Origin of the sequence: Planotetraspora mira, assembly GCF_016863275.1 — a bacterium.
Lineage (GTDB): Bacteria > Actinomycetota > Actinomycetes > Streptosporangiales > Streptosporangiaceae > Planotetraspora > Planotetraspora mira.
On the sequence record NZ_BOOO01000036.1, the window covers coordinates 74,569 to 98,694 of the forward strand.

The window sequence follows — 24,126 nt, forward strand, 5'->3', positions numbered from 1 at the left end:
AAGTACGGGCCTTGGCCCGTGTCGAGGGGGGGACCCATGACTGTGACAGCGGATCTGGCGAAGCTGCTCGATCGGAAGTACGAGAACATGAGCCTGGCCGAGCTGCTCAAGGCCCCGGTTCATGCGATGGCGGGCATCACCGAGAAGGACGCCGAGCTCCTCAAGCAGGCCTTCAACATCAAGACGATCGGCGACCTGGGCCGCAACAGGCTCTTCCGGATGGCGGCGGACCTGGCGGACCTGGCCGACAACTCCAGGTAGTCCTCGCGCGATCCCGCGGGTCCCCGCCGGGGTCCGCGGGACGGGCGCCCCCCGTCACAGCACTCGTTACTCGTTGTAGAAAATCTTCGCTCTCTTGTAACTTGTTGGAAGGTATCTACGCAAGGGGCGGTCGTGACGGCTCTGTTCGTCGGGGTGGACGGTGGCGGTACGAGCACCCGATGTGTCGTGGCCGGGGAGACCGGAGAGGTCGCCGGGCGCGGACGGTCGGGCGGAGCCAACGTGCTGTCCGCGCCCGACCCGGCCGCCAGCCTGCTGACGGCGCTGACCGCCGCGCTGGAGGGCCTCGACCGGTCACGGGTCGCCGGCGGCGTCTTCGGCCTCGCGGGGGTCGCCCGCGCCGAGACGCCGGCCGTCCAGGCCTGGCGCGCGGCCGGGCTGACCGGCCTTCCCGTGGTGGTGCCTGACGTGCTCGTCGCCTTCTGCGGCGCCACCGCCGACCCCGACGGCACCGTGCTGGTCGCCGGCACCGGGGCGATGGCGGCCAGAATCCGGGGACGGGAGGTCGTGCGGCGGGCCGACGGGCTCGGCTGGCTGCTCGGCGACGAGGGCTCCGGAGTCTGGATCGGGCGCCACGCCCTCACCCGGGCGCTCACGGCCCTCGACGGCAGGACCCCGCCCACCCTGCTGGTCGACCTCGTCGCGGCGGCGGTCCTCGGCCGTGCCGCCCCGGCCCGCGAGCTCTCCCCGGAGGTCTGCCGTCAGCTCACCCAGCAGATCGTCTCGGCCGTCTACGAGCAGGTGGACTCGGCGGGCGCGGCCTGGCTGGGCACGCTGGCCCCCGTGGTCGACGACGCCGCCCGTAGGGGAGACCCGGTCGCGGGGGACATCCTCGACGAGGCCGCGCGCCGGCTGAGCCGTACGGCGAAGGTGGCCGCCAGGGACCCGCGGGAGGGGGAGAACGGCGGATTGGAGTACGGCGGCCCGCTGGTGCTGGCGGGGTCGCTGCTGACCGAGCCGACGGAGTTGGCGCGCAGGGTGCGCGCCGCCCTGGGGGATCGGGTTCCGTGGACGCCCGCACGGGACGGCGCCGCCGGTGCGGCGGCGCTGGCCATCCGGGCGGCCCTGCCGCCGGACCGGGCGCATCAGGCGCACCTGCGGCTGCTCGACCGGGTGCCGGTTTCGGAGGAACGATGAGGACCCGCTCCCGCGAGCTCTGCCGGCTGGCGATGACCGTGCTCCAGCCCGGTTTCGAGGGGACGGCCCCGCCGGACTGGCTGCGCCGGGCCCTCGCCGACGGCCTTGGCGGGGCCGTCCTGTTCACCCGCAACCTCGCCGGCCCGGCACAGACCGCCGAACTGGTCGCGGCGATGCGCGAGGAGAATCCGGGCGTGATCGTCGCGGTCGACGAGGAGGGGGGCGCGATCACCCGCCTGGAGGCGCGGACCGGCAGCTCATGGCCGGGCAACCTCGCCCTGGGGGTCGCCGACGACGTGCGGGCGACCGGACGGGTCGCCCGGCAGATCGGGCGCATGCTGGGCGCGGCGGACATCACGATGGACTACGCGCCCGTCGTCGACGTCAACGCCGATCCCCGCAATCCCGTGATCGGCGTCAGGTCCTTCGGCTCGGATCCCGAGCGGGTCCGGCGGCACGCCGTGGCGTGGATCGAGGGGCTCCAGGGGGCGGGAGTGGCCGCCTGCGCGAAACATTTCCCCGGTCACGGGGACACCGTGACCGACTCGCATCTGGCCCTGCCCGAGGTCCGCGCGTCTCGGGAGGTCCTCGAACGGCGGGATCTGCCGCCGTTCCGCGCCGCGATCAAGGCGGGCGTGCGCGCGATCATGTGCGGCCACCTGCTCGTGCCCGCCCTGGACCGCTCTCCGGTCACGCTGAGCCGTGCCGTGCTGACCGGACTGCTCCGGGAGGAGCTCGGGTTCGGGGGGGTGACCGTCACCGACGCCATCGAGATGCGCGCGGTCGCCGCGCTGCACGCTCCCGAGGAGATCACCGTCCGCGCCCTTGTGGCCGGCGCCGACGCGATCTGCGTCGGCGTCTCCTCACCCGGCGGTGAGAGCGTTTACGCACTCCGCGACGCGATCGTCTCCGCCGTACGGGAGGGTCGCCTGCCCGAAGCCCGGCTGGCCGAGGCGGCGGGCCGGGTGCTCGAACTCGCCCGATGGCACGCGGAGCAGGCCCCGGCCAGGGCCGCGGCCGCCCGCGACGCCGACGAGGGCGTCGGACTGAAGACCGCGACGGCCGCCCTGCGCGTGATCGGAACCCCCGGCCGCCCGGTGCTGCGGGTCGCCCCGCTGGTCGTGGAGATGACCACCCGCCCGTCCCAGGCCGTGGGCCGCGCCACGGCGGTGGGCGTCGGCGCCGCGATCGGGGAGATCATTCCGGGGACCGTCGTTGCGGAGGTCGCCGAGGGAGAGGATCTCCCCGACCTCACCGATCTCCACCGCCCAGTCGTCGTTGTGGTGCGCGACGCCACCCGCCACGTGTGGATCCAGCGGCTGCTGGCGCGAGCCCTGGAGGTGCGCCCCGACGCGGTGGTGGTCGAGACGGGCGTGCCGGGAACACCCGCAGGGGCCGTGTACCTTGCCACCCACGGCGGCTCCACGGTGTCGTCGCGCGCGGCCGCCCGCCGGCTGACCGCCATCCGGACGCAGGAGCACGCCTGACGATCGGAGCCCCTCGAACCCCCGGGAATCCCCCGGAACGGCCTCCCCGCCCCGTTTCCCCGTTTCACCTCCCCCAGAAGGAGCCTCATGAAGGAGCCCTCGCCAGGCGGGCCCGTGTCCGCGAACCTCGTCGCCACGGTGCGCGCCGTGCTGCCCTCCCTCACTCCGGCCGGGCGTTCGATCGCCAGGCTGATTCTCGACGACCCGGCCACGGTCGCGGGAAGCACGATCACCGAGCTGAGCGAGGCCTCGGGCACCAGCCAGGCGACGATAGTGCGGACCGCCCGCGCCCTCGGGTTCACGGGCTACTCCCAGCTGCGCCTGGCCCTGGCCGCCGCGTCCGCGCACGGACGGCCGGAGCGACTGGTGCCGGGCGACCTCGCCCCCGACGACCCGCTCGCCGACGTCATCGCCAAGGTCACCAGGGCGGAATCGGAGGCGCTGGCGGACACCGCGGCGCAGCTCAGCCCGGAACGGCTCGGGCCGGTGGTCGAGGCCGTCGCGGACGCCCGGCGGGTGAGCGTATTCGGTGTGGGGGCGTCGGGCCTGGTCGCGGCCGACATGGCGCAGAAACTCCTGCGCATCGGCGTCTCCGCGCACGCCTTCACCGACGTCCACCTCGCTCTCACGGCGGCCGCCGTGGCCGGGGCCTCCGACGTGTCGATCGGTGTGAGCTGCACCGGGGAGACGCCCGACGTGCTGGAGCCGATGCGGACGGCCCGGCGGGCGGGAGCGACGACGGTCGCGATCACCAACAACCCCCGTTCCTCGCTCGCGGAGGCGGCCGATCACGTGCTCGTGTCGGCCGGCCGTGAGACGGCCTTCCGGCCGGGCGCGCTCGCCAGCCGCATCAGCCAGTTGCTCATCGTCGACTGCGTCTTCGTGGGCGTCGCGCAGCGCACCTTCGAGGCCTCGGAGGGCGCCCTGCTGGCCACCAAGGGAGCGCTGGACAGGTTCCTCGACGACACCCGGCACCGTCATCGTCAGACGTCTCCGCAGGTGGGCGGCCTAGGTAAAAATTAACTTCACGACAGTCTCCATAGACGGAAAAAATTGACGCTGCCGCCGGGCGCCCGTATTGTCCAGGCAACCGGGAACCAGGAGCAGCCCATGAAGCGACTCGCGGCGATCGCGGCTCTGGCGTCGATCGCCACCGCCACCGCGTGTGGAAGTACCGGCCAGGAGAATGCAGGGCAGGGGGGGATCTACACCACGATCGACGGCAGCAAGCAGATCAACGCGAGCGCGCCGATCAACCCCTTCAACCCCGTGGGCTCTGTCTTCGACGGCTACAACGGAATGGCGCTGGCCTGGCCGAAGAACGACCCGATCGACCCGAACCAGTTCTATCCCGCGATCGCGCGGAGCTGGACGTCGTCCCCCGACCAGTCGGAGGTCGTGATCCACCTGCAGCCGAACGCCCGCTGGTCGGACGGCAAGCCGGTGACCAGTGAGGACATCCGGGTCTCGATCGGTCTCGCCTACACCCAGGGCGGTACGGCCTACGCGCTCGACCCCAAGGCGGCGGGCGCCGCGGCCACCATCCAGGTGGTGGACCCCACGACGATCCGGATCACCCAGGGCGCGAACAAGAGCAACACGTTCCTCAGCAACCTGCTGTCGACCGTCGTCGTGCCCGCCCACGTCTACGGCTCGCTTCTCCCCCGCGACTTCTGGCAGAAGCTCAAGCTCGCCCAGGACGGGAAGGGCAAGCCTGCCGAGCAGGCGAAGACCGAGATCACCGGCCTTGCCGACAAGGTCATCGGATTCGCGCCGCGTCAGGACGTGTCCGCGGGGCCGTTCGTGCTGGAGCGGATCAATCCCGGCGCGGCACTGCTCAAGCGCAACCCGTACTTCTACGACAGCAAACTGATCGGCCCCGACAAGGTCGAGCTGCTCAACTACACGGGCAACCAGCAGATCTGGAACTACCTGATCGCCGGGAAACTGGACAACGCGCCCTTCACGTCCGTGCCGTCGGCCGTCCTGGACCGCATCCGCGCGGTCAGGGGCAGTCAGGTCATCAAGGGCTTCTCGCCCGTCTCCACGTCGCTGGCCTTCAACCAGGCGCGCAAGCCGTACGACAACGTGCACGTGCGCCGGGCGCTGGCCTATCTGATCGACCGGGCGCAGGTGACGAAGATCGCCGCACCCGAGGGAGGCACGCCCTCCCTCACGACGTCGGGCATCCACGCCGAGGCGGCCAAGGTCTGGCTGGGGTCGGCGTTCTCCGGGCTCGACCCCTACCGGCTCGACCCGGCCAAGGCCGCGGCGGAGCTCAAGGCGGCGGGCATGACGCGGCGGGGGAACAAGTGGGCGCTGCCCGACGGCAAGCCGTGGAAGGTGGAGATCCACGTGCCCGCGTCGTTCTCCGACTGGATCTCCGCGGCCAAGTCGATCAGCAGCCAGCTCACCGACCACGGGGTCGACGCGACGGTCGTCACCGCCGCCGACTACACCCTCTATCTCAGTGAGCTCGCGGCAGGGAAGTACGATGTCGGTTTCTGGCTGATGGGCCTCGGGCCCTCGCCGTACAACATCTACCAGCGCCTTTACGGACAGGCGAACGGCTGGCAGATGTTCGGTGGCCGGCTCGAACACGTCGCGCCGGGCACCGAGGGCAACTGGATGGGCGGCCCGGAGACGGTCGACGTCGCCGGCGTGGGCCGGGTCGACCCCGGCGCGCTGACCAGCAGGCTCAGCTTCGCCTCGGCCGGAGAGCAGAAGCAGATCGTCGGCACGCTGGCGAAGGTGTCCAACGAACAGCTGCCGGTGATCCAGCTGTGGGACTACGTGAACACCCAGTTCGTGAACACATCCCGGTACACGGGCTTCCCCCCGGACGACAGCGAGGCGCTGCGGCTGTCGTCAGGCGTATGGATGCAGCTCGGCATGATCAGGAAGAGGCAGGCATGACGAAAGCGGTGCGGGACCGTCCGCGGGGAACCGCCCTCGCCCGTCGGGTGGCGGGGCACGTCGTCCGCGGCCTGGTCATGATCTGGGTCGTCGCGACGATCAGCTTCGTCATCATCAGGGAGATCCCCGGCGACCCCGTCCAGGGGATGTACGAGAGCCTCCTGCAGAAGGGCATGTCGCCGGACCAGGCGGAACGGGCCACGGCCGTCCTTTACGGGTTCCTCCCGACGGGCAGCCTGTGGGACCAGTACGTCGGGTACATGTGGTCGCTGCTCCACTTCGACCTGGGGCGTTCGCTGAGCACGCCCGGCGTCGCGGTGACCAGCCTGATCGGCTCCGCCGCCCGCTGGACCGTGCTGCCCGTCCTCGCGGGCACCCTGCTGAGCTTCCTGCTCGGCGTGATCATGGGCGTCTACGCGGCGATCAAGCGATCCGGCAAGCTCGGCGACCTGCTCGCGCTGTCCGGCTCGCTGCTCCACGGCATCCCGGTGTACGTCATCGGGCTCCTGCTCACGGCGATCTTCACGACCCTGTGGCCGATCCTGCCGTCAGGAGGACCGGTGGACGTGGCATTCGTCCCGGGGCTGAACGCGGGCTACATCGGCTCGCTGATCCACCACGCCGTGCTGCCCGTCGTGACGTACACGCTCGCGAGCTACGGAGGCTGGATCCTGGCGATGAAGTCGAACGTCGTCGCCGTGCTCGGCGACGACTTCATCCTGGCGGCCGAGTTGCGCGGCCTGAAACGCGGCATCGTGTTCCGCTATCTGGCGCGCAACGCGATCCTGCCGCTGTTCACCATCCTCGCCCTGTCGATCGGCATGTTGTTCGGCGGATCGATCTTCATCGAGGAGATCTTCAACTATCCCGGGCTCGGGCTGCTGCTCGTCAACAGCATCAGCACCCGTGACTACGCGCTGATGGGCGGGACGTTCCTGGTGATCACGGTGGGCATCGTCGTGGCCAACATCGTCGCCGACCTGCTGTACACGGCGATCGACCCGCGGGTCAGGAGCGGGGAGGCGGCATGACCGTAACCGTCATCCCCGAGATGACCGCAGGCACCACCCGCGCGACGCTTCGCCGCAACTTCTGGCGCGGGGTGTGGCGGGTGCTGTGCCGCAAGCCGAGCCGCATGGCGGGCGTGGTCATCGTGCTCGGATTCGCCGTCATGGGCGTCATCGGGCCGCTGCTCTACCCGGCCAACCTGCCGAGGGACGACAACGCGCTCTACGCGCCGCCGAGCCTCCAGCACCTGTTCGGCACGGACTTCGAGGGCACCGACGTCCTCGCGCTCGTCATCACCGGCGCACGTTACGTCCTGCTCACCGGCCTCGCCACGGCGGTCATCACCGTCGCGCTCGGCACCGCCATCGGGCTGTTCGCCGGGTTCAGGCGGGGGAGGTGGGACAGCGCGCTCATGCGGCTGACCGACCTGAACCTCGCGATCCCCGGACTGCCCCTGCTGCTCGTCCTGTCGACCGTGTGGAAGTTCACTAGCCCGATCGAGATGGGCCTGGTCCTCGGGCTGCTCGGATGGGGCGGCGTGGCCCGTGCCGTACGGTCCCAGACGCTGTCGCTGCGGGAGCGGGGCTTCATCGAGGCGGCGAGAGGGCTCGGCCTGCCCACGAGGCACATCATCGGGCGGGAACTGCTGCCCAGCATGGCGCCCTACATCGCGATGAACATGCTGATCGCGGTGACCGGCGCGGTCTACGCCCAGGTGGGCCTGTTCTTCCTCGGCGTCCTGCCCTTCGACGCCAACAACTGGGGCGTGATGCTGAACCTCGCCGTATTCAGCGGTGGGGCGCTCACGACCCCCGCGGCGCTGCCGTACCTGCTGGCGCCGCTGCTCGCGATCCTGCTGCTCACCCTGGGCATCGTGCTGATCGTGGACGCGATGGACGAGATCTTCAATCCCCGCCTGCGTGAGGAGTGACCCCGGTTGACCAGAGATTCCGCCGCGCCAGAGGTACGCGTCCGCGACCTCACCGTGGTCTACAAGACGCCGGCGGGCGAGTTGCCGGCGGTCTCCGGCGTGAGCCTCACGCTCACCCCGGGCACGATCACCGGCGTCGTCGGGGAGTCGGGCTCCGGGAAGTCGACCCTGGCGCTCTCCCTGCTCAACGCCGTGCAGCCGCCCGGCAGGATCGCCGCGGGCAGCGTCGAGATCGACGGGCTCGGGGACGTCCTCCACCTCGGTGGCGAGGACCTGCGCCGCACCCGCGGACGCAAGGTCGGCTATGTCTTCCAGGCCGCGCAGAGCTCCCTCAACCCGCTGAAGACCGTCGGGAAGCAACTGCTCGACCTCGGCCGCTCGCACGACGTGGCCGACCTGCGTGCGCTGGTGGCCGACGCGAAGGCGCTCCTTGCCCGGATGGGCCTGGACGGGGCCCGCGTGCTCGACTCCCACCAGCACGAACTGTCGGGCGGGATGCGCCAGCGAGTCGGGATCATGCTCGCGCTCGTACTGAACGCCCAGGTGGTCGTGCTCGACGAACCGACGACGGCACTCGACATGATCACGCAGGCGACGATCCTGCGGATCATCAGGGAGGTCCACGAGGAGCGGGCGCTCACCACCCTCGTCATCACTCACGACGTCGGAGCGGTCGCCGAGGTGGCCGACGACCTCGCCGTGATGTACGGCGGGCGCGTGGTCGAGCACGGCCCGATCGCCGAGGTGCTCGGCACGCCCCGGCACCCCTACACCCAGGGCCTGATCCGGGCCATCCCGCGCCTGTCGGGGGACATCTCGCTGGCCAGGGCGCTGCCCGGCAGGCCTCCCACGCTCGGCACGCTCCCGGTCGCGGGATGCGTGTTCCGGGAGCGCTGCGACAAGCGCATGGAGATCTGCGAGACGGTCGAGCCCGAGACGGTGACCTATGACGGGCGGACGGTCGCCTGCCACGCCGCCGGGCGCCCGGCGCCGGTGAAGCGGAGGGAATACGCGTGATCACGGGCACTGCGATCACCAAGACGTTCAAGCAGCGCGGGAACGTCCTCGGCAAACGTGAGGTCCCGGCTCTGCGCGGGGTCGACTTCGCCATCCCGAAGGGCGGGGCGGTCTCCTTCATCGGGGAGTCGGGCTGCGGCAAGACCACCCTCGGCCGGATCATCGCCGGTCTGGAGACCTACGACTCCGGTGAGATCGTGATCGACGGCACCCCGATGTCGTCGCTGACCCACCGCAACCGCCAGCCGTACTACCGCCGGATCCAGCTGATCCACCAGGACCCCTACTCGGCGCTCAACCCCACCCGCACGATCCACCAGACCCTGGAGGCGCCGTTGCGGCTGCGCGCCCGCCAGACGGGACGCTCGAAGGCGTGGTGCGACGTCCGAGCGGAGGAGTTGCTCGACCTGGTGGGGATCGACCCCGGCTACGTGCTGCCGCGTTACCCGCACCAGTTGTCCGGCGGGATGCGCCAGCGGGTGGTCATCGCGCGGGCGCTCACCATGGATCCCGAGATGCTCGTGGCCGACGAGGCCGTCTCGATGATCGACGTGTCCCTGCGGCTCGGCATCCTCGGTCTCCTGCGCGACCTGCGCGAACGGCTCGGCGTGAGCGTGCTGTTCATCACCCATGACATCGCCACCGCCCGGTACGTCGGGGACGAGGGCGAGCTCTACGTGATCTACCGCGGGCAGGTCGTCGAGCGCGGGCCGACCGAGACGATCATCGCCGATCCCGTGCATCCGTACACGCAGTCGCTGCTGTCGGCGATCCCGGTGCTGCACGGGCTGGAACGGCCGGGCGCCGAGCAGGTCGTGCCGACCGAGGCGCTCGACGAGGGGCAGACCGACGAGGGTTGCCTCTTCTCGCGCAGATGTCCCTTCAGCACCGCCCGTTGCGAGAGCGAGCGGCCGGTTCTGGGTCACGACGGCGGGGAGAGCGGCGAGGCGACCGTGCAGTTGCACGCCTGCTTCCATCCGCGGCGCAGGAGCGTGATCCCGCAGGGCGTGGGGGCATGACCGACATCCGGCCGGTGACGCCCGACGCCCGCGTCGAGGGCCTCGCGGCGGCCGCCCTCTGGGCCGACGCCGACGCCGCTCTGCTGGTGCGGCGGCTGGCCTCCCCGCCCTCCGGGCGCCGGTGGACGGTGCTCGCCACTCCGGGCCTCGACGGGGCCGTGTTCGCCTCCATGTCCGAGGGCGGCGTGGGACACCTCGACCTGATCGCCGTCGACCCCGCCGCCCGCGGCCGGGGGATCGGCCGCCGCCTCGCCGAGGCGGCGCAGGAGTGGCTGCGCGCGGAAGGCGCCACCGAGGTCAGATTCGCCGGGAACCCGCCGTGCTACGCCTGGCCGGGCATCGACGTGCGCTACACCCCGGCGGCCTGCCTGGCGGAGAGCCTCGGGTACGACCGATACCGGGTGGCCTGGAACATGACGGCCGACGTCTCGGCCATGGGGAGCCTGCTCGACGAGGACGACGCGGTCACCGCACGACTGGCCTCGGCCGGTGTGACCCTCCACGCCGCGCCCGCCGGGGAGCGCGGAGCCGTGGCCGCCTTCGCCCGCCGGCACTGGAACGACGCGTGGGCCTGGGAGGCCGAGCAGGCGACGGGCTGCCACTATGCCTCACGAGACGGGGAGATCCTCGGGTTCGCCGCGTGGGGCTCCCGTCCGCTCTGGTTCGGCCCGATGGGCACGGCCGAGGCGGCCCGGGGGCTCGGGGTGGGCCGGGTCCTCGCGAGGCGGTGCCTGGCGGAGCAGAGGGCGGCGGGACTGCGCGAGGTGCAGATCGGCTGGGTGGGTCCTGTCCGGTTCTACTCTCTGGCGTTCGGCGCGCGGGTCGAGCGGGTCTTCTGGCTCTACCGGCGCGCCTTCGGCTGATGTCAGCCGTAGAGCAATTCCACCTGGCCGAACCAGGAGACCGGCGAGCAGAGCCCGCGCGGGTCTTCGCCCGCGTCGAGGTGCTCGCGCAGCGAGGCCGAGCCCCACAGCAGGTCGAGGAACGGGTCGCAGGCGAACTCGCCCGGATACAGCGTGCGGAGGCAGTGGAGCATCGACACCCCGGTGAGCACCGGCCGGAACGCCGACCGGTCGCCGACGTGCGCCTGGACGCCGCGCACCTGCACGCCGGCGTGCTTGCCGAAGGTGGGGGTGAACCACGTGTCGCGGAAGCGCACCCCGGCAAGCCCGAGGCCGTTGAGCTCGGGCGCGAAACGCCCGTCCACGTACGGCGCGCCGATCAGCTCGAACGGCCGGGTGGTGCCGCGCCCCTCGGAGACGTTCGTGCCCTCGAACAGGCCCGTCCCCGGATAGACGAGCGCGGTGTCCAGCGTGGGCATGTTGGCCGACGGCATCACCCAGGGCAGGCCCGTCTCGCCGAAGTGCCATTCCCGCCGCCAGCCGCTGAGCGGGATCACGTGCAGGTCCGCGTCGATCGTGCGGTTGACGAACAGCGCCAGCTCACCGGGCGTCAGGCCGTGCCGTACGGGGATGGGCGCGCGGCCCAGGAAGCTCGCGCTCGCCGGGTCGAGCAGCGGACCCTCGGCGTCGACGCCGCCGATCGGGTTGGGCCGGTCGAGCACGACGAAGCGCAGGCCCAGCCGGGCGGAGGTGACCATGAGGTCGTACATCGTCCAGACGTAGGTGTAGAAGCGCGTGCCGATGTCGCTCACGTCGAACACGAGCGTGTCGACCCCCGAGGCCGCGGCGAGCTCGGCGAGCTCGTCAGGGGATCTTCGATAGGTGTCGATGACCGGCAGCCCGGTCGCCGGATCGGTCGAGTCGCCCTCGCCCGCGCCCGCCTGCGCCGTGCCCCGAAGGCCGTGTTCGGGGCTGAAGAGCGTGGTCAGCCGGATTCCAGCCGACAGCAGGGCCGTTGCCGACGGGGTCAGATCGGGCAGGACTCCTGTGGGGTTGGTGATGAGGCCCGCACGGCCGTGACTCGCCGGCCGCGGTGCCGCGACCAGCTCTTCCAGCCCCGTCCGGACACGAATCATCGGGATAAAATACTCCAAATAGGATATTTAGGATGAAATCACTTGCGGCTCTCGCCACCGAACAGAGCGATCCCCGCTACAGCCGGATCGACACGCTTCCGACGGAGGAGATCGCCCGGCTGATGAACGAGGCCGACGCCGCCGTGCCCGCGGCCGTGGCGAAGGCGGTCCCGGTGATCTCGGCCGCGGTCGACGGAATCGCCGCGCGGATCTCCATGGGCGGCCGCCTGCTCTACGTGGGCGCCGGAACGTCGGGACGCCTGGCGGTGCTCGACGCCTCGGAGTGCCCGCCGACCTTCGGCACCGACCCGGACCTGGTCCAGGGCATCATCGCGGGAGGCGAGCCCGCGCTGACCCGATCCGTCGAGGGCGCCGAGGACGACGCCGAGGCGGGAGCGGAGGCCATCCGGGCCAAGGGGGTCGGCCCCGGAGACTCGGTCGTGGGGATCTCCGCCAGCGGGCGCGCGCCGTACGTGGTGGCGGCCGTCGCGGAGGCCCGCAGGCGCGGCGCCCTGACGGTGGCGCTGGCCTGCAACACGGGCACGCCGCTCGGCGCGGAGGCGGATCACGCCGTCGAAGTGATCGTGGGGCCGGAGATCGTGACCGGGTCGACCCGGCTCAAGGCGGGCACGGCCCAGAAACTGGTCCTCAACATGATCTCGACGATCACGATGATCAGGTGCGGCCGGACGTACGGCAATCGCATGATCGAGGTGTCGGCGAGCAACTCCAAGCTCGTCGACCGTGCGGTGCGGATCGTCGCGGAGGTCACGGGGGCCGACATCTCCGTCGCCCGCGAGGCCCTCGAAGGCGCGGACCACGACGTGAAGACCGCCGTCGTGATGGTCCAGTGCGGCTTCTCCGCAGACCGGGCCCGTGCGCTGCTCGCCGACCGCGGCGGCAGGCTCGACACCGCGTTGGGCGCCGGTGACCCGCGGCCCGGCGGACCCGGGTCTGAGGCGTCCGGGTCCGAAGGGCCGGCATCCGGAAGGTCGTCTTCCGGCGAGTCGCCGGCTCGCGGGCCGCGGCACAAGGGCGATTGACGGCGCATGCTCGAGGACATTCTCCGGGCGGCGGTCCCCGAGGTCGCGTCTGCCGCCGTCGCGGTGATCGCCCTGGACGGGCGGACCGCGGCCGAGGCGGCCGTGGGAGAGGCGGTGCGCTACGCGGACGCGTCGGAGACCCCGGCTCGGGAGCGCCCGCCGGTCGCGCTCGACTCGATCTTCGATCTCGCCTCGATCACCAAGCTGTTCACGACCGTCGTACTGCTGTCGCTCGCCGACGACGGCCGGGTGTCCATCGACGAACCGGTGGCGACATGGCTGCCGGATCACTACGGCGATCGGCCGGCGATCACACTCCGGCACCTGCTCACCCATACGGCGGGTCTGCCGCCGGGACGACGGGTCGAGGCGGAGCCTTCCGAGCGCCGGTGGGACATGATCTTGTCCACCCTGGCTTCCGGCCCGGCCGGGACACACGTCTACTCGGACGTCGGCATGATCACGGCGGGGCGGATCGCCGAGATCGCCGGGGGCGCGCCTCTCGACGTGCTGGTGCGGGAGCGGATCACGGGACCTCTCGGCCTCGCCGACACCGCCTACCGGCCGGACCCGGCATGGCTGCCGAGGATCGTGGCGACCGAGCACAAGCCTGAGCGTGCGGCGCGTCTGGGGGAGTCCGCGCCGGCGTGCGTCAGGGGAGAGGTGCACGACGAGACCGCCCACGTGCTCGGCGGCGTCGCCGGGCACGCGGGTCTGTTCTCCACGGCCGCGGACCTGGTCCGCTTCTGCGAGGCGCTGCGCGGCGGCGGCGACGGAGTCCTCTCCCGCGAGGCGGCGGCCGAGATGACGCGCGACCACGGTGTCGCCGGCAGCGCCTTCCGCCAGGGGCTCGGCGTGCGGATCGGCGACCCGGCCGTCGTCGGCCCGCTCGTGGACGCGTGGGGGCACTCCGGCTTCACCGGGACGTCGCTCGTCGTGGATCCCGGCCGCCGGCTGACCGTCGTCCTGCTCACCAACAACGTCCATCCGCTGCGGGGACGGCCCGGCATCCGGGATCTTCGCCACGCGGTCGCCGCCGAGGCTCTCGGCTTGGCCTGATCGCGGTCGCGCCGGGTGTCAGGCCCCGTTCGCGGCCCGGTAACGCAGGCCGTCCATCAGCAGATCGAGCAGGCGGCGGGCCTGCTCACGCCGTTCGGGGGCACTGGTGGTGAGGGAGACGCCGCTCAGGCTCGCGAGCACATCGTCCGGCCGGACGTCGGACCGTACGCTCCCGGCGCCGGCGCCGGCCTGGAGCAGAGTCCCGATCGTGCCGATCAGCCGGTCGCGGCTGTGCGCGTACGGGTTTCCGCCCGAGGCGACGACCGCACGCAGCGCGTCGGCCATCCCGTGCTTGGTCGCCATGTAGTCGACGAAGTGGTCCATCCAGTCGCGCAGGGCCTGATCCGGGGGCTTGACCTCCAGGAGTTCCGAGGCGGCGTCACACAACCTCGCGAGCTCGTTGCGGTAGACCGCCTCGACGAGGGCCTCCCTCGTGGGGAAGTGGCGGTAGAGGGTGCCGATGCCCACGCCCGCCTCCTTCGCGATCGCTTCGAGCGTCACGTCCGGGCCGTCCTGGGAGAACGCGCGCACGGCGACCTCCAGTAGGCGGTCGCGGTTGCGCTGGGCGTCGGCGCGCAGCGGGCGGGCGGGCGGCACGTTTCCTCCTCGTCGGGGTGTTCGCAGCTCATTGTCCTGCGTGCGGGCGGAACTTGCTAAACGGAGGTTCCTCCGATTAGAGTCTTCATGTAACGGAGGTTCCTCCGTTTTCAGCGTACCGGCTGGGCCCCCGGCGCGCATGCCCTGGCATGACGTCAAATCGTGGCGAGACAGGAAAGAACATGACCGCTTCCACACGCATCACGACACCGTTCACCGCCGAGTCGACCGCGGCCGAGGTCGTCGACGGCATCGACCTCACCGGACGCCGGGTCATCGTGACCGGCGGGGCCTCCGGCATCGGCATAGAGACCGCACGGGCGCTCGCCGGAGCGGGTGCGGAGGTGACCCTGGCGGTCCGCGACCTCGCGGCGGGGGAGCGCACGGCCGAGGACATCGTCGCGACCACCGGCAACAAGCAGGTTCTCGTCGCGCGGCTGGACCTCGCCGACCAGTCATCCGTCGCGGCGTTCACCGCCGCGTGGGACGGTCCGCTGCACATTCTCGTGAACAACGCCGGCATGATGGCCTCGCCCGAGATGCGGACGCCGGAAGGCTGGGAGCTGCAGTTCGCCACCAACCACCTCGGCCACTTCGCGCTCACCACCGGGCTGCACCGGGCGCTCGCGGCGGCCGGCGGCGCCCGCGTCGTGGCCGTCAGCTCGAGTGCGCACCTGCGGTCGCCGATCGTCTTCGAGGACATCCACTTCCGGGAGCGGGAGTACGAGCCGTGGTCCGCCTACGGGCAGTCCAAGACGGCCAACGTGCTGATGGCGGTCGAGGCGGCCCGGCGGTGGGCGGACGACGGCATCACCGCCAACGCGCTGATGCCGGGCGGGATCCGGACCAACCTCCAGCGGTACGTCTCCGACGAGGAACTCGAGCGCCTGCGCGCCCAGAGCGCCGGCGCGGGTGTCTCGTGGAAGACGCCCGAGCAGGGCGCCGCGACGTCCGTCCTTCTCGCGACGTCGCCTCTGCTCGAAGGCGTCGGCGGCCGCTACTTCGAGGACTGCAACGAGGCGGAGCCGCACCAGCCGGGCACCCGGCGGGGTGTCGCGGCCTGGGCGCTCGACCCCGAGGCGGCCACACTGCTCTGGCAGGTGTCCGTCGAGACGCTGGCCGCGTAGAACGCCGGGCTCCCGGGAGTCGGCCTCCTGGGAGCGGGCCTCGTGGCGGCGAGTTCGGGCCGGCCCGCTCGGGGGCGTGGACCGGCCCGATCGCGGCGTCGGGTTGACGCGGGGCTGGTCCGAGTCAGGCTGGCCTGGGTTCGGGCGGCCTGTTCGGGCGTGCTGTCAGGCGGCGCCGGTCAGGCGGCGTGGGAGGCGGCCAGCAGGCGGCGGATCTGCAGGGCGGCCTCACGGCCGGCGCGGTTGGCCCCGACCGTGCTGGCCGAGGGGCCGTAGCCGACCAGGTGGAGACGAGGTTCGGCGACCACGCGGGTGCCGTCCATCTGGATGCCGCCGCCCGGGCCCCGCAGCTTGAGGGGTGCGAGATGGCCGATGGCCGAGCGGAACCCGGTCGCCCAGATGATCACATCGGCGGCCGCCACCCGGCCGTCGTCCCACATGACGCCGTCCGGGGTGATGCGGCTGAACATGGGCAGCCGGTTGAACACCCCCTTGTCCATGGCGTCCCGTATGACCTTCGTGTAGGCGAGGCCGGTGGCGCTCACCACACTCTGCGGCGGCAGCCCCGCCCGCACGCGTTCCTCCACCCGCGCGACGGCCGCCCGTCGACGGTCCTCGCCGTACGCGCCTTCGTGGAAGACGAGCGGGCTTCGCGTCACCCATATGGTCTCCGCGGCCACGTCCGCGAGCTCGGACAACACATGCGTCGCCGAGGCGCCCCCGCCGACGATGACCACCTTCGCCCCGGCGAAGTCCTCGGGTCCCCGATAGTCGGCGTAGTGCAACTGCCTGCCCCGGAAGTCCGCGGCCCCGGGATAGTAGGGCCAGTGCGGCCGGCTCCAGGTGCCCGTCGCGTTGATCACCGCGCGCGCCGCCCACGTGCGGGGTACGGCGGCGCCCGGGCCCGCGGGGGAGACGACGCCAGGAGCTCCCGGATCGCCTGCCGCCCGGCCACTCGACTCCCGCTCGGCGCCTGACTCTTCGGCGGCGACCAGGAGCCTGCCGTCCTCGTGACGGGTCACGGAACGGACCTTCACGGGACGGAGGACCGGCAGTCCCGTCCGCCGTTCGTAGTCGGCGAAATATCCGGGCACCACGTCCGCGGCGAGCAGAGTCGGATCGACCTCAGGAGTCCGGTGGACGCCGGGCAGGTCGAAGATGTCGTGGATCTTCTCCATGGTCAGCGTCGGAGACCGGTGCCGCCACGCGCCGCCGGGTCCCGGCTCGGCGTCCAAGACCACGAATCCGAGCCCGAAGCGGCGCACGAAGTACGCGCTGGACAGCCCTGCCTGGCCGGCTCCGATGACGACGACGTCGACCTCCGTCGGTGCGACGTCCGTCAGGGGAATGCTCGCGGCCGGACCGGTGGTGGTGGTGCTCACGGCCGTGGTCAACAACGCGCCGGGCGTCCGGCTTCCCTTCGGGCGGTTCTGCCGGAGCTCCGTGTAACAGTTCTGCTGGAGCTCTGTGCAGCAGTTCTGCCGGTGGCTGCCGGCGGCTCTCGTCGGTGGCTCTGTCGGTGGCCCAGGATACGCTCGCGGATGCCGGGCTCGGACGGCCCGGCGTCGCAGCTGTGAGGGGGAGCCATGTCGGTGCTGGTGGCGTTCAGCGTCACGCCGATCGGATCCGGTGAGGACGTCGGAGAGCTGGTGGCGGAGGCGGTCCGCGTCGTCCGCGAGTCCGGCCTGCCGAACCGCACGGACGCCATGTTCACCACGGTCGAGGGTGAGAGCTGGGACGAGGTGCTGGCGGTCGTCACGGCCGCCGTCGCCGCCGTCGAGGCACGGGCGCCCCGGGTGAGCGTGGTTCTCAAGGCGGACTCGCGTGCCGGCGGCGGCCGTCTCGACGCCAAGGTGGACACCATCGAACGCCACCTGGCGGAGGAGGCGTGATAACCGCGGCCGAGATCCGCGAGGTGGCCACGCCCCTGCCACGCACTGAGGAGAAGCTGGTCAGGGACCGAGTCACGTTCCGCGTCGGCCGGATCGTCTACGTGACGATCTCCGCGGACGAGACGTCGATGGGTTTCGCGTTCCCGAAGGAGGAACGGGCCGCGCTCATCGCCGCGGAGCCGGACAAGTTCCACATGCCCCGGCCGTCGGACGAGCGCTACAACTGGGTCCGGGCCTGGCTCGCCGCGCTCGACCATGCCGAGATGGAGGAGTTGGTCGTCGACGCGTGGCGGATGGTCGTGCCCAAGCGCCTGCATTCGCTCCCAGGCCAGCAGACTACCTGACTGTATGACTTCCAACAGCCGTGATCAACATCAGCACCGGTGCTGACGTTGTGCTGACCCGTGATGCCCGTCAGCCCGGCGCACTACGTCAGCTTCGGGGCCTGGAAGAGGACCAGGGGCACGGGCGCAACCGGGGCAGGGACAACCTTGGTAGCCGTGCGGATCTGCGTAGCGCCGTCGAGCATGGCCCGCAGGGCGTCAACGCCCTGGGCGGCCGCCGCAGGCTTCTCAGCCTCGGCCTGGCCGTGGAGGAGCGCCCGCAGGGCATCGACCCCCCTGGGGACCGTGGGGACCTTCACGGCCTCGACGGACTTACCGTCGAGCAGGTTCCGCAGACCGTCGACGCCCAGCGGACGGGCAGGGATCTTGATCTCGACCGTGGGAGTTTCCTCGGGAACCGCTCCGACTTAGTTTCTTCGTTCAGTTCCTCGTCAGCGTCGCATCCCGCGGCCATGACAGGCCGTGGAAGGCGGAGGGGCTGATCTTGGGGGCGTTGCCCTGTTCTGTGCTGGCCCGCAGCGCGTGTCTTGGCGGATGTGACGCTGTGTGGGCTGGTCTATGTCTGAGTTAGTTCCGAGTTAGTTAGTTCTCTCGGATCTACTGGCCGGGCTCTGAAGCCCGATGCAGTTCGGTTGAAAGCACCGAACTAACCATGACTCTACTCATGAGTTTCCACGTTTCTCAGACAGGAACTCTCGTAAGTGAGTAAGTTTGGATCATGGTTCAGATGAGAAACCCCAGGTCAATGCATGAATTGAGTTTGTTGAAACCAATATAAGAAACTCAGTGGCAAGGTCGCGACTTAGTTAGTTCGTTGATGGGTGCACACCCGGGGGAGACCCTTAGTTAGTTGATGTTGGACCCCGCCGGGGGGCCGGCTCTCTGGCAGCGCGCAAGCAACCAACTTTGCCGCGGTTTTGTCGAGGAGTCAGGGTAACCCCCACAGAACTGCGGTTTTGCCCGTCTGGGACGGGCTCACAGAACCTCATGAAACCGTCAAGAAGTAGGTAACTCGGGCAGGCCGGCGCCCCGTTAACTTGAGTTGTTCAAGTTTCAATGTATACGGTATGCAGGTTCCCAAAGACGTGAACATCCCACCAATTCGCTACACCGGGAGGTGTTCATGGTGGACGAACTACGCCCTAACCAGGTGCCTGCGGAGGCCCAGACGGACCTCCAGGATCTCCTGCACCACCTCGTTAGGCTGGCTGGCTCGCGAAGCGTTCACGCAATACTGCTTCGCCAGATCGTGAGGAACGAGGACTACGAGGACTTCATGCACACGCTGCATGTGGCGTCCTACCTCATCGGACAGCTGTGGCACTGGTTCGGCACACACCTGCCGGCCATGTTCGGAACCCTGACGCCGTACCTCTGCCCGCACTGCGGGAAGAAGGCGTGGCCACCGGCTTTCGATAACTAAGAAAGCCGCGGAACCTTCGAGTAGTCCTGTCCACGTACCTCCGACATCAAGGGTGCAGGCACCCAGGCCGTGTCGACGTGGGTGTACGGGGCCGAGTTGGTTGGGGTGAAGATCTGCGTCCACGTGACGCCGGCCTCCCAGCCCTCGGCTCCTCGGCGCCAGGCCAGCAGGTAGGCACCGACCGGGTTCATGGTGTCCGGCCGGAGGACCACCACCACGGGTGGTGGTTCCAGATCCGGGGCTCTGAAGGGGGTGCCACGTGCCACCATGTCATCATGCCCCCCGAGTTAATACGAATCGGCTTAGCCAGGATCTTCGCCGAAGAGCCAGCTGCGGACACCTGGGTAAGCATCCTGGACTCCGCCACCAAACTCCTCGGCGTGATCATCTGGCCGCTCGTCGTGGTGTTCGTAGTCATCTACGTCACGAGGAAGTACAAGGCCCAGATCGCGAAGATGTTAGACGGCCGGCTGGAGAGCGTGGAAGCCCTCGGCGTAAAGGTGCTGTGGGCGGCTCATCAGGCCCTGGATCCACCCGCCGAGCTGGTGGGACACACCACGCGTGACAAGCTCAAGCCCAGGAGGTCCCGCCCTCGCAGAGGAGTGGCCGACACCCGGGACGATCTCCCAGCCGTGGGTACCCCCGCCGCCGAGGAGGAGATGGCTCGCGAGGGGATCATCGCCATGATCGAGCGTGCGGTTCAGGATGCGAGCTTGGGGTGGCAAGCGCGCGTAGACCTCTTGAGCGACGCGGAGGCCCTATTGCGAGACCGGGGCATCGAGGTGCCGCCGGCACTCAGCAATCTCCTGATCCAGTTCAAGTACGAGCTGTGGGCGAGCACAGGCGGCAGTGGCCGCGCCGGACGCTGAGCGGCGCAAACAAGAAAGCCCCCGCCGAAGCGAGGGCATCCCAACTGCCACGATTTGTCCGGGAAATCCCGTTCTGGAATGGCGATCCGCGTATCACGGCGCGGTAAACTGGGGGCAATCGGAGGGGAATCGCCCTTCTCGGATCGCCTTGGGAGGGCGACGCCTATGAATCCGCCGATTTCGGACGAGAAGCTGACGAACTAGGACTGACCCATGGCCAACGTCTGGACCTTGCTCCAGACGGCTGGCGCTGGTGGGGCGATCGCCTACGTGGCCCGCCGCGTTATCGGACTCTTAGGGACTGTGTGGCTCTGCCACATAGCCAGCCGAGGCGCGGATGCTAACTGGGAGGTCGTGACCACCTCTACGGGATACCAAGTTCGTCGGAGCAGCACCTCTGTAGGTGAAATTGAAGACGGTCCGGAAGGAGCTGGAACTCCCCCGGACCGCACTCATGAATCATGAGTAATTAGTGGCCAGATCGTTTGCTACCTAAGAGCACGAGATGCGCCCAAACAGTCCATAAGCAAGAAAATAAAGAGGATTCCCTCCCCGCGACAACGGGGAGGGTTTCTTCTTTTCTAGATCACCTCGACGGACCCCTGCGGGGTCACGACACGGACCACACCGGCACCGCGGATTAGCTTCAGGCAGGACGAGCAGGGCTCGTCGGTGATGTAGAGGGTGGCTCCGTCGCACTCGTCGATCGCCTCCCCGATAACGTTCGCGTCATGGAGGGTCGCCCATTGGTAGCCCTTCTCCACCTGACGAACGATGGAGGTGCTCTCGTCTTTGGCGTCGCTAAGGCGCGCTACGTTTAGCCATTGGTCTCCCTGTCAGTGTATGCCCTGGTCAAAGGGCATCTGTAAGGGAGTCAAAGCTGGCGGATGGCCGTGCCGAAGCGGGTCGCCGCCGCCTATCTCGCTGAAGCGCCGTAACCCTCTCGGGAGGGCCGCACTGAGCAGTCGGCGGCTCCATTCCCCTGTGGCGATCAGGTGGCGGAGGCTGACCGGAGTGCCTCCCGTGACAGCCGGTCGGCGGCCCTCGTCGTCTCCGGAAGGCGATAACGGGGAGTGAGCGTCAGGACGTTGTGGCAGGCGGTGTCCAGGTCGACCGCGTGGCCGACCGAGACGAAGACCGGCTTGACGCCGTCCTGCGTCCGAAGCACCCGCCCGACGACGTCGCCGTCCAGACGCAGCTCACTCCACGCCCCCCGCTCGTGCGCGGGCTCGTCATAGGCGCCCACGAACGCGGTCTTCGCGACGCCGATGGCGGGCAGACCGGTGAGCACGCCCAGATGGCAGGCGAGGCCGAACCGCCGTGGGTGGGCGATGCCGTACCCGTCGCAGACGACCAGGTCCGGTGTGACTGAGAGCCGCTCCAGCGCCTGGATGACGCTGGGCAGCTCTCGGAAGGCCAGCAGCCCCGGCACATAGTCGAAGGCGACCCGCCCGGGGACGGCGACCTGGTCGAGCACCTGGAGCGTGACCCCGTCGAGGACGACGACCGCGGCGGCGAGACGGTCATCGGCGTAGGCGACGTCGACGCCGGCCACTCTCGCCGGACGGCGTTCGCCCGGCCCGACGAGATCGAGCCGCGAACGCAGCTCCTCCTGGATCAGCTCAGCCTCGCGAGGGGTCGCGGGCATGGTCATGGGCAGGCGCATTCTCACATTCGAGGACGATAACCACTGGCCCCTCGGAGGGAACGCGGATGGGTCCGGCCGGCCCGCAGCGGGCTCGAAGACGACATGCCGTTCGAGATAGCCGTCCTGGAGTGCCCGGGCGATCGTCACGGTGACGGGATCTGGCGTGGGGCAGTGGTCTTCTCGCGTAGATCTGAATTGGCGACTGGAATGCATGTCCGATTCACGGTTTATGTGCGCGAGGTTTTGTCGGTGGTGGTCGTTAGTTTTGCGCTGTGATTGTCGAGCGGCAGATGATTCCGGAAGGGCTGGCCGATATGGCGCCCGGTCCGGAGCTTTCCGTTCTGCTGGATGGGCTGGATCTCGGCCGGTTGAGCGGGTACGACGCGGTGGTGGTCCTGCAGGCCCATGCTCGGCTGGAGGCGCATGTGCAGGCCAGGAAAGCGACCGTGATGGCCGAAGTCGGGTTGTATGTTCCCGCACCCGGCGATATGACGAAAATGGCGGTGCCGGACAAATACTCCGCCGATGAAATACGTGCCGCGTTGACGTTGACGCGGCGGGCGGCCGAACGGGAATACGCGTTCGCTCATGACCTGGCCACCCGTCTGCCCGCTGTTCGTGAGGCGCTCGGTGCGGGCCGGATCGACAAACCCCGCGCGATGGTGTTCTCCGACTGGCTCGAAGACGTCCCGGCCGACCTCGCCCGCACGGTGGCCGACCATCTGCTGCCCACGGCAGGAGGGCATACCACCAGCCAGCTCAAAGACAAGATCAAACGGCTTCTGCTGGCCGCCGACCCGGGCTGGGCCCGCCGCCGCTACGAACGCGCCCTGCAACGCCGCCGGGTCGAAGGCACCCGCCTGCCCGACGGCAGCGCCAGCATCGCCGGCCACCAACTGCCTCTGGACCAGGCCGCCGCCGCGATCGCCCGCGTCGACGCCATCGCTCAGCAGGCCAAACGCGCCGGGCTGCACACCCCGATCGACCACATCCGCACCGACATCTTCCTCGGCCTGCTCGACGGCACCCTTTCCGGCCTGAACGACACCCAGATCGCCACCGCCCTCCTCCACGCCGGCCCACCGCGCCCCGACGAAGAGGACTACGACGACCAACTGGACGACCGCCCCGACGACGGACCTGGCAGCGAACCCAGCGACGGACCTGGCAGCGGACCCGACGAGGGACGTGATGGCGGACCTGGCCTGAGGGGAGGCGGCGAGCCCGGTCTCGGACCTGGCACGGGGCCGGGCGAGGGCTACGCACCAGGGCCGGTGGTGGGGTTCTCGGCGGGCGAGATACGAGTCCAGGTGTCGACCTTGATGCATCTGGACGACCTGCCCGCCGAACTCGCCGGATGGGGACCCATCCACGCACACCTGGCCCGTCGCCTGACCAAAGCCCAGATCAACAGCGAATGGCGCTACGCCATCTGCGATCACGACGGGAGACTCCTCCATGCGGGAATCACCCGTCACCGACCCAACGGCTGGCCACGCCGCCCGACACGCGGACCTGCACCGGATCCGAGACCACCTTCCGGACGGGCGTCGGCACGTCGCCGAGGCATCGTCGAACTACAGATCCCCCTCGCCCTGCTCCGCCAATGGCAGACCGACCTGCCCTCCCTCGGCGGCTGGGCCTCCGTCATCGCCGACATCATCCGCCAACTCGACCAGCACATTGGCGACCCCCCCACCGACTACCTCGGCTCGAACCACCCGGTCGCGGACGAGCACACCGTGACTGCCGAGCCAGTCACGACCGGACACCTCGGCCGGGTCGAGGGAACCACCGACGACCCATGGGCGCGCGCATACCCAGGCCCGTCCAGCAGTGATGAGCGGCGCCGATTCGCCGCCGCCAAGCTGCGCCGGTGGATTCAGATCCGCGACCGCGTCTGCTGCCACCCCGGCTGCCGCGCTCCCGCCACCCGCACCGAACTCGACCACACCAACCCCCACGGCCGCGGCGGACCGACCATCCACACCAACCTCGCCGCCACCTGCACCCACGACCACGACCTCCGAGACCATGGCTGGCAACTCACCCAGACCGCGCCAGGCCACCTGACGTGGATCAGCCGAACCGGCCACCACTACCCCGTCCAACCCCCACCGATCATCGAACCCCTCCCCGAACCCAACCCCCACACCACCGACCACCCCACAGCAGAAACCGACCTCCCGCCCCACCCCTGGGAACACACCCCCATCTGGACCGACCACCCAGCCGACCGGCGAAAACGCCAGCCAGATACCCACCCGCCACCCGAACCGGGCAGGCCACAGGCCGGGTCGGACAACGACACCCCGCCCTTCTGAACCCCCAGAAGGGCGGGCGCATCGCCAT

General features: G+C 69.9%; 24 protein-coding genes. 18 read left to right on the forward strand and 6 right to left on the reverse strand.

Going from position 1 to position 24,126, the window contains the following annotated elements:
* Positions 1–36: 36 nt before the first annotated feature.
* From Pmi06nite_RS30405 to Pmi06nite_RS30450, 10 genes are all read left to right on the forward strand, one after another.
* Positions 37–261: a hypothetical protein gene (locus Pmi06nite_RS30405; protein ID WP_203956593.1), complete on the forward strand. Its 225-nt coding sequence runs from the start codon at positions 37–39 to the stop codon at positions 259–261.
* Positions 262–393: 132 nt separating this feature from the next.
* On the forward strand, positions 394–1,416 hold the full coding sequence (locus Pmi06nite_RS30410; RefSeq protein WP_239114302.1) for an N-acetylglucosamine kinase: 1,023 nt from the start codon (positions 394–396) through the stop codon (positions 1,414–1,416).
* On the forward strand, positions 1,413–2,903 hold the full coding sequence (locus Pmi06nite_RS30415) for a glycoside hydrolase family 3 protein (RefSeq protein ID WP_203956594.1): 1,491 nt from the start codon (positions 1,413–1,415) through the stop codon (positions 2,901–2,903). The genes Pmi06nite_RS30410 and Pmi06nite_RS30415 overlap by 4 nt, the downstream gene beginning before the upstream one ends.
* Positions 2,904–2,990: 87 nt before the next feature.
* Entirely contained in the window at positions 2,991–3,926 is a 936-nt protein-coding gene (locus tag Pmi06nite_RS30420) for a MurR/RpiR family transcriptional regulator (protein WP_203956595.1), read from the forward strand.
* Positions 3,927–4,013: 87 nt separating this feature from the next.
* Positions 4,014–5,819 carry an ABC transporter substrate-binding protein gene (locus Pmi06nite_RS30425; protein WP_203956596.1) on the forward strand — a complete coding sequence of 602 codons (1,806 nt, stop codon included), beginning with the start codon at positions 4,014–4,016 and terminating at the stop codon, positions 5,817–5,819.
* Positions 5,816–6,850, forward strand: coding sequence for an ABC transporter permease (locus Pmi06nite_RS30430; protein ID WP_203956597.1), 1,035 nt, complete (start codon positions 5,816–5,818; stop codon positions 6,848–6,850). Before Pmi06nite_RS30425 ends, Pmi06nite_RS30430 begins: the two co-directional genes overlap by 4 nt.
* Positions 6,847–7,758, forward strand: a complete 912-nt coding sequence (locus tag Pmi06nite_RS30435; protein WP_203956598.1) for an ABC transporter permease — start codon at positions 6,847–6,849, stop codon at positions 7,756–7,758. Before Pmi06nite_RS30430 ends, Pmi06nite_RS30435 begins: the two co-directional genes overlap by 4 nt.
* 6 nt (positions 7,759–7,764) lie before the next feature.
* Positions 7,765–8,775: an ABC transporter ATP-binding protein gene (locus tag Pmi06nite_RS30440; protein ID WP_203956599.1), complete on the forward strand. Its 1,011-nt coding sequence runs from the start codon at positions 7,765–7,767 to the stop codon at positions 8,773–8,775.
* Positions 8,772–9,794: an ABC transporter ATP-binding protein gene (locus Pmi06nite_RS30445; protein WP_203956600.1), complete on the forward strand. Its 1,023-nt coding sequence runs from the start codon at positions 8,772–8,774 to the stop codon at positions 9,792–9,794. The genes Pmi06nite_RS30440 and Pmi06nite_RS30445 overlap by 4 nt, the downstream gene beginning before the upstream one ends.
* The gene (locus Pmi06nite_RS30450) at positions 9,791–10,657 is read left to right on the forward strand and encodes a GNAT family N-acetyltransferase (RefSeq protein ID WP_203956601.1); all 867 of its coding nucleotides are present in this window, start codon (positions 9,791–9,793) and stop codon (positions 10,655–10,657) included. The genes Pmi06nite_RS30445 and Pmi06nite_RS30450 overlap by 4 nt, the downstream gene beginning before the upstream one ends.
* 2 nt (positions 10,658–10,659) lie before the next feature.
* Here Pmi06nite_RS30450 and Pmi06nite_RS30455 read toward each other — a convergent pair whose 3' ends face one another.
* Positions 10,660–11,772, reverse strand: coding sequence for an exo-beta-N-acetylmuramidase NamZ family protein (locus Pmi06nite_RS30455; protein WP_203956602.1), 1,113 nt, complete (start codon positions 11,770–11,772; stop codon positions 10,660–10,662).
* Between the two features lie 32 nt (positions 11,773–11,804).
* On the opposite strand from Pmi06nite_RS30455, the gene murQ reads away from it, so the two are divergent.
* A complete protein-coding gene (murQ, locus tag Pmi06nite_RS30460; RefSeq protein WP_203956603.1) occupies positions 11,805–12,815 on the forward strand; it encodes an N-acetylmuramic acid 6-phosphate etherase in 1,011 nt (336 codons plus the stop codon).
* 6 nt (positions 12,816–12,821) lie between these two features.
* Positions 12,822–13,874, forward strand: coding sequence for a serine hydrolase domain-containing protein (locus Pmi06nite_RS30465; RefSeq protein ID WP_203956604.1), 1,053 nt, complete (start codon positions 12,822–12,824; stop codon positions 13,872–13,874).
* A gap of 18 nt (positions 13,875–13,892) precedes the next feature.
* Here Pmi06nite_RS30465 and Pmi06nite_RS30470 read toward each other — a convergent pair whose 3' ends face one another.
* Positions 13,893–14,471 (reverse strand): TetR/AcrR family transcriptional regulator, encoded by a 579-nt coding sequence (locus Pmi06nite_RS30470; protein ID WP_203956605.1) that lies wholly within the window; start codon positions 14,469–14,471, stop codon positions 13,893–13,895.
* A 182-nt stretch (positions 14,472–14,653) separates the two neighbouring features.
* Here Pmi06nite_RS30470 and Pmi06nite_RS30475 point away from each other — a divergent pair, with 182 nt between their 5' ends.
* Entirely contained in the window at positions 14,654–15,598 is a 945-nt protein-coding gene (locus Pmi06nite_RS30475) for an SDR family NAD(P)-dependent oxidoreductase (protein ID WP_203956606.1), read from the forward strand.
* A gap of 179 nt (positions 15,599–15,777) precedes the next feature.
* Here Pmi06nite_RS30475 and Pmi06nite_RS30480 read toward each other — a convergent pair whose 3' ends face one another.
* Positions 15,778–16,980 carry an NAD(P)-binding domain-containing protein gene (locus Pmi06nite_RS30480; RefSeq protein ID WP_239114303.1) on the reverse strand — a complete coding sequence of 401 codons (1,203 nt, stop codon included), beginning with the start codon at positions 16,978–16,980 and terminating at the stop codon, positions 15,778–15,780.
* A 204-nt stretch (positions 16,981–17,184) separates the two neighbouring features.
* On the opposite strand from Pmi06nite_RS30480, the gene Pmi06nite_RS30485 reads away from it, so the two are divergent.
* From Pmi06nite_RS30485 to Pmi06nite_RS30495, 3 genes are all read left to right on the forward strand, one after another.
* The gene (locus Pmi06nite_RS30485; RefSeq protein ID WP_275409616.1) at positions 17,185–17,490 is read left to right on the forward strand and encodes an MTH1187 family thiamine-binding protein; all 306 of its coding nucleotides are present in this window, start codon (positions 17,185–17,187) and stop codon (positions 17,488–17,490) included.
* On the forward strand, positions 17,487–17,834 hold the full coding sequence (locus Pmi06nite_RS30490) for an MmcQ/YjbR family DNA-binding protein (RefSeq protein WP_203956607.1): 348 nt from the start codon (positions 17,487–17,489) through the stop codon (positions 17,832–17,834). Before Pmi06nite_RS30485 ends, Pmi06nite_RS30490 begins: the two co-directional genes overlap by 4 nt.
* A gap of 1,123 nt (positions 17,835–18,957) precedes the next feature.
* Positions 18,958–19,257, forward strand: coding sequence for a hypothetical protein (locus Pmi06nite_RS30495; protein ID WP_203956608.1), 300 nt, complete (start codon positions 18,958–18,960; stop codon positions 19,255–19,257).
* On the opposite strand, the gene Pmi06nite_RS30500 is transcribed toward Pmi06nite_RS30495, so the two are convergent.
* Positions 19,254–19,523: a hypothetical protein gene (locus tag Pmi06nite_RS30500; protein ID WP_203956609.1), complete on the reverse strand. Its 270-nt coding sequence runs from the start codon at positions 19,521–19,523 to the stop codon at positions 19,254–19,256. The genes Pmi06nite_RS30495 and Pmi06nite_RS30500 overlap by 4 nt on opposite strands.
* Before the next feature lie 9 nt (positions 19,524–19,532).
* Between Pmi06nite_RS30500 and Pmi06nite_RS30505 the strand changes: the two genes are divergently transcribed.
* Positions 19,533–20,126 (forward strand): hypothetical protein, encoded by a 594-nt coding sequence (locus Pmi06nite_RS30505; RefSeq protein ID WP_203956610.1) that lies wholly within the window; start codon positions 19,533–19,535, stop codon positions 20,124–20,126.
* Positions 20,127–20,707: 581 nt separating this feature from the next.
* Here the strand turns inward: Pmi06nite_RS30505 and Pmi06nite_RS30510 are convergent.
* Together Pmi06nite_RS30510 and Pmi06nite_RS30515 are read right to left on the reverse strand one after the other, a co-directional pair.
* Complete coding sequence (locus Pmi06nite_RS30510; RefSeq protein ID WP_203956611.1) at positions 20,708–20,890, reverse strand: deaminase; 183 nt, start codon at positions 20,888–20,890, stop codon at positions 20,708–20,710.
* 227 nt (positions 20,891–21,117) lie between these two features.
* Complete coding sequence (locus Pmi06nite_RS30515; RefSeq protein WP_203956731.1) at positions 21,118–21,792, reverse strand: endonuclease V; 675 nt, start codon at positions 21,790–21,792, stop codon at positions 21,118–21,120.
* 254 nt (positions 21,793–22,046) lie between these two features.
* Here Pmi06nite_RS30515 and Pmi06nite_RS30520 point away from each other — a divergent pair, with 254 nt between their 5' ends.
* A complete protein-coding gene (locus tag Pmi06nite_RS30520; RefSeq protein WP_203956612.1) occupies positions 22,047–24,098 on the forward strand; it encodes an HNH endonuclease signature motif containing protein in 2,052 nt (683 codons plus the stop codon).
* Positions 24,099–24,126: the final 28 nt, after the last annotated feature.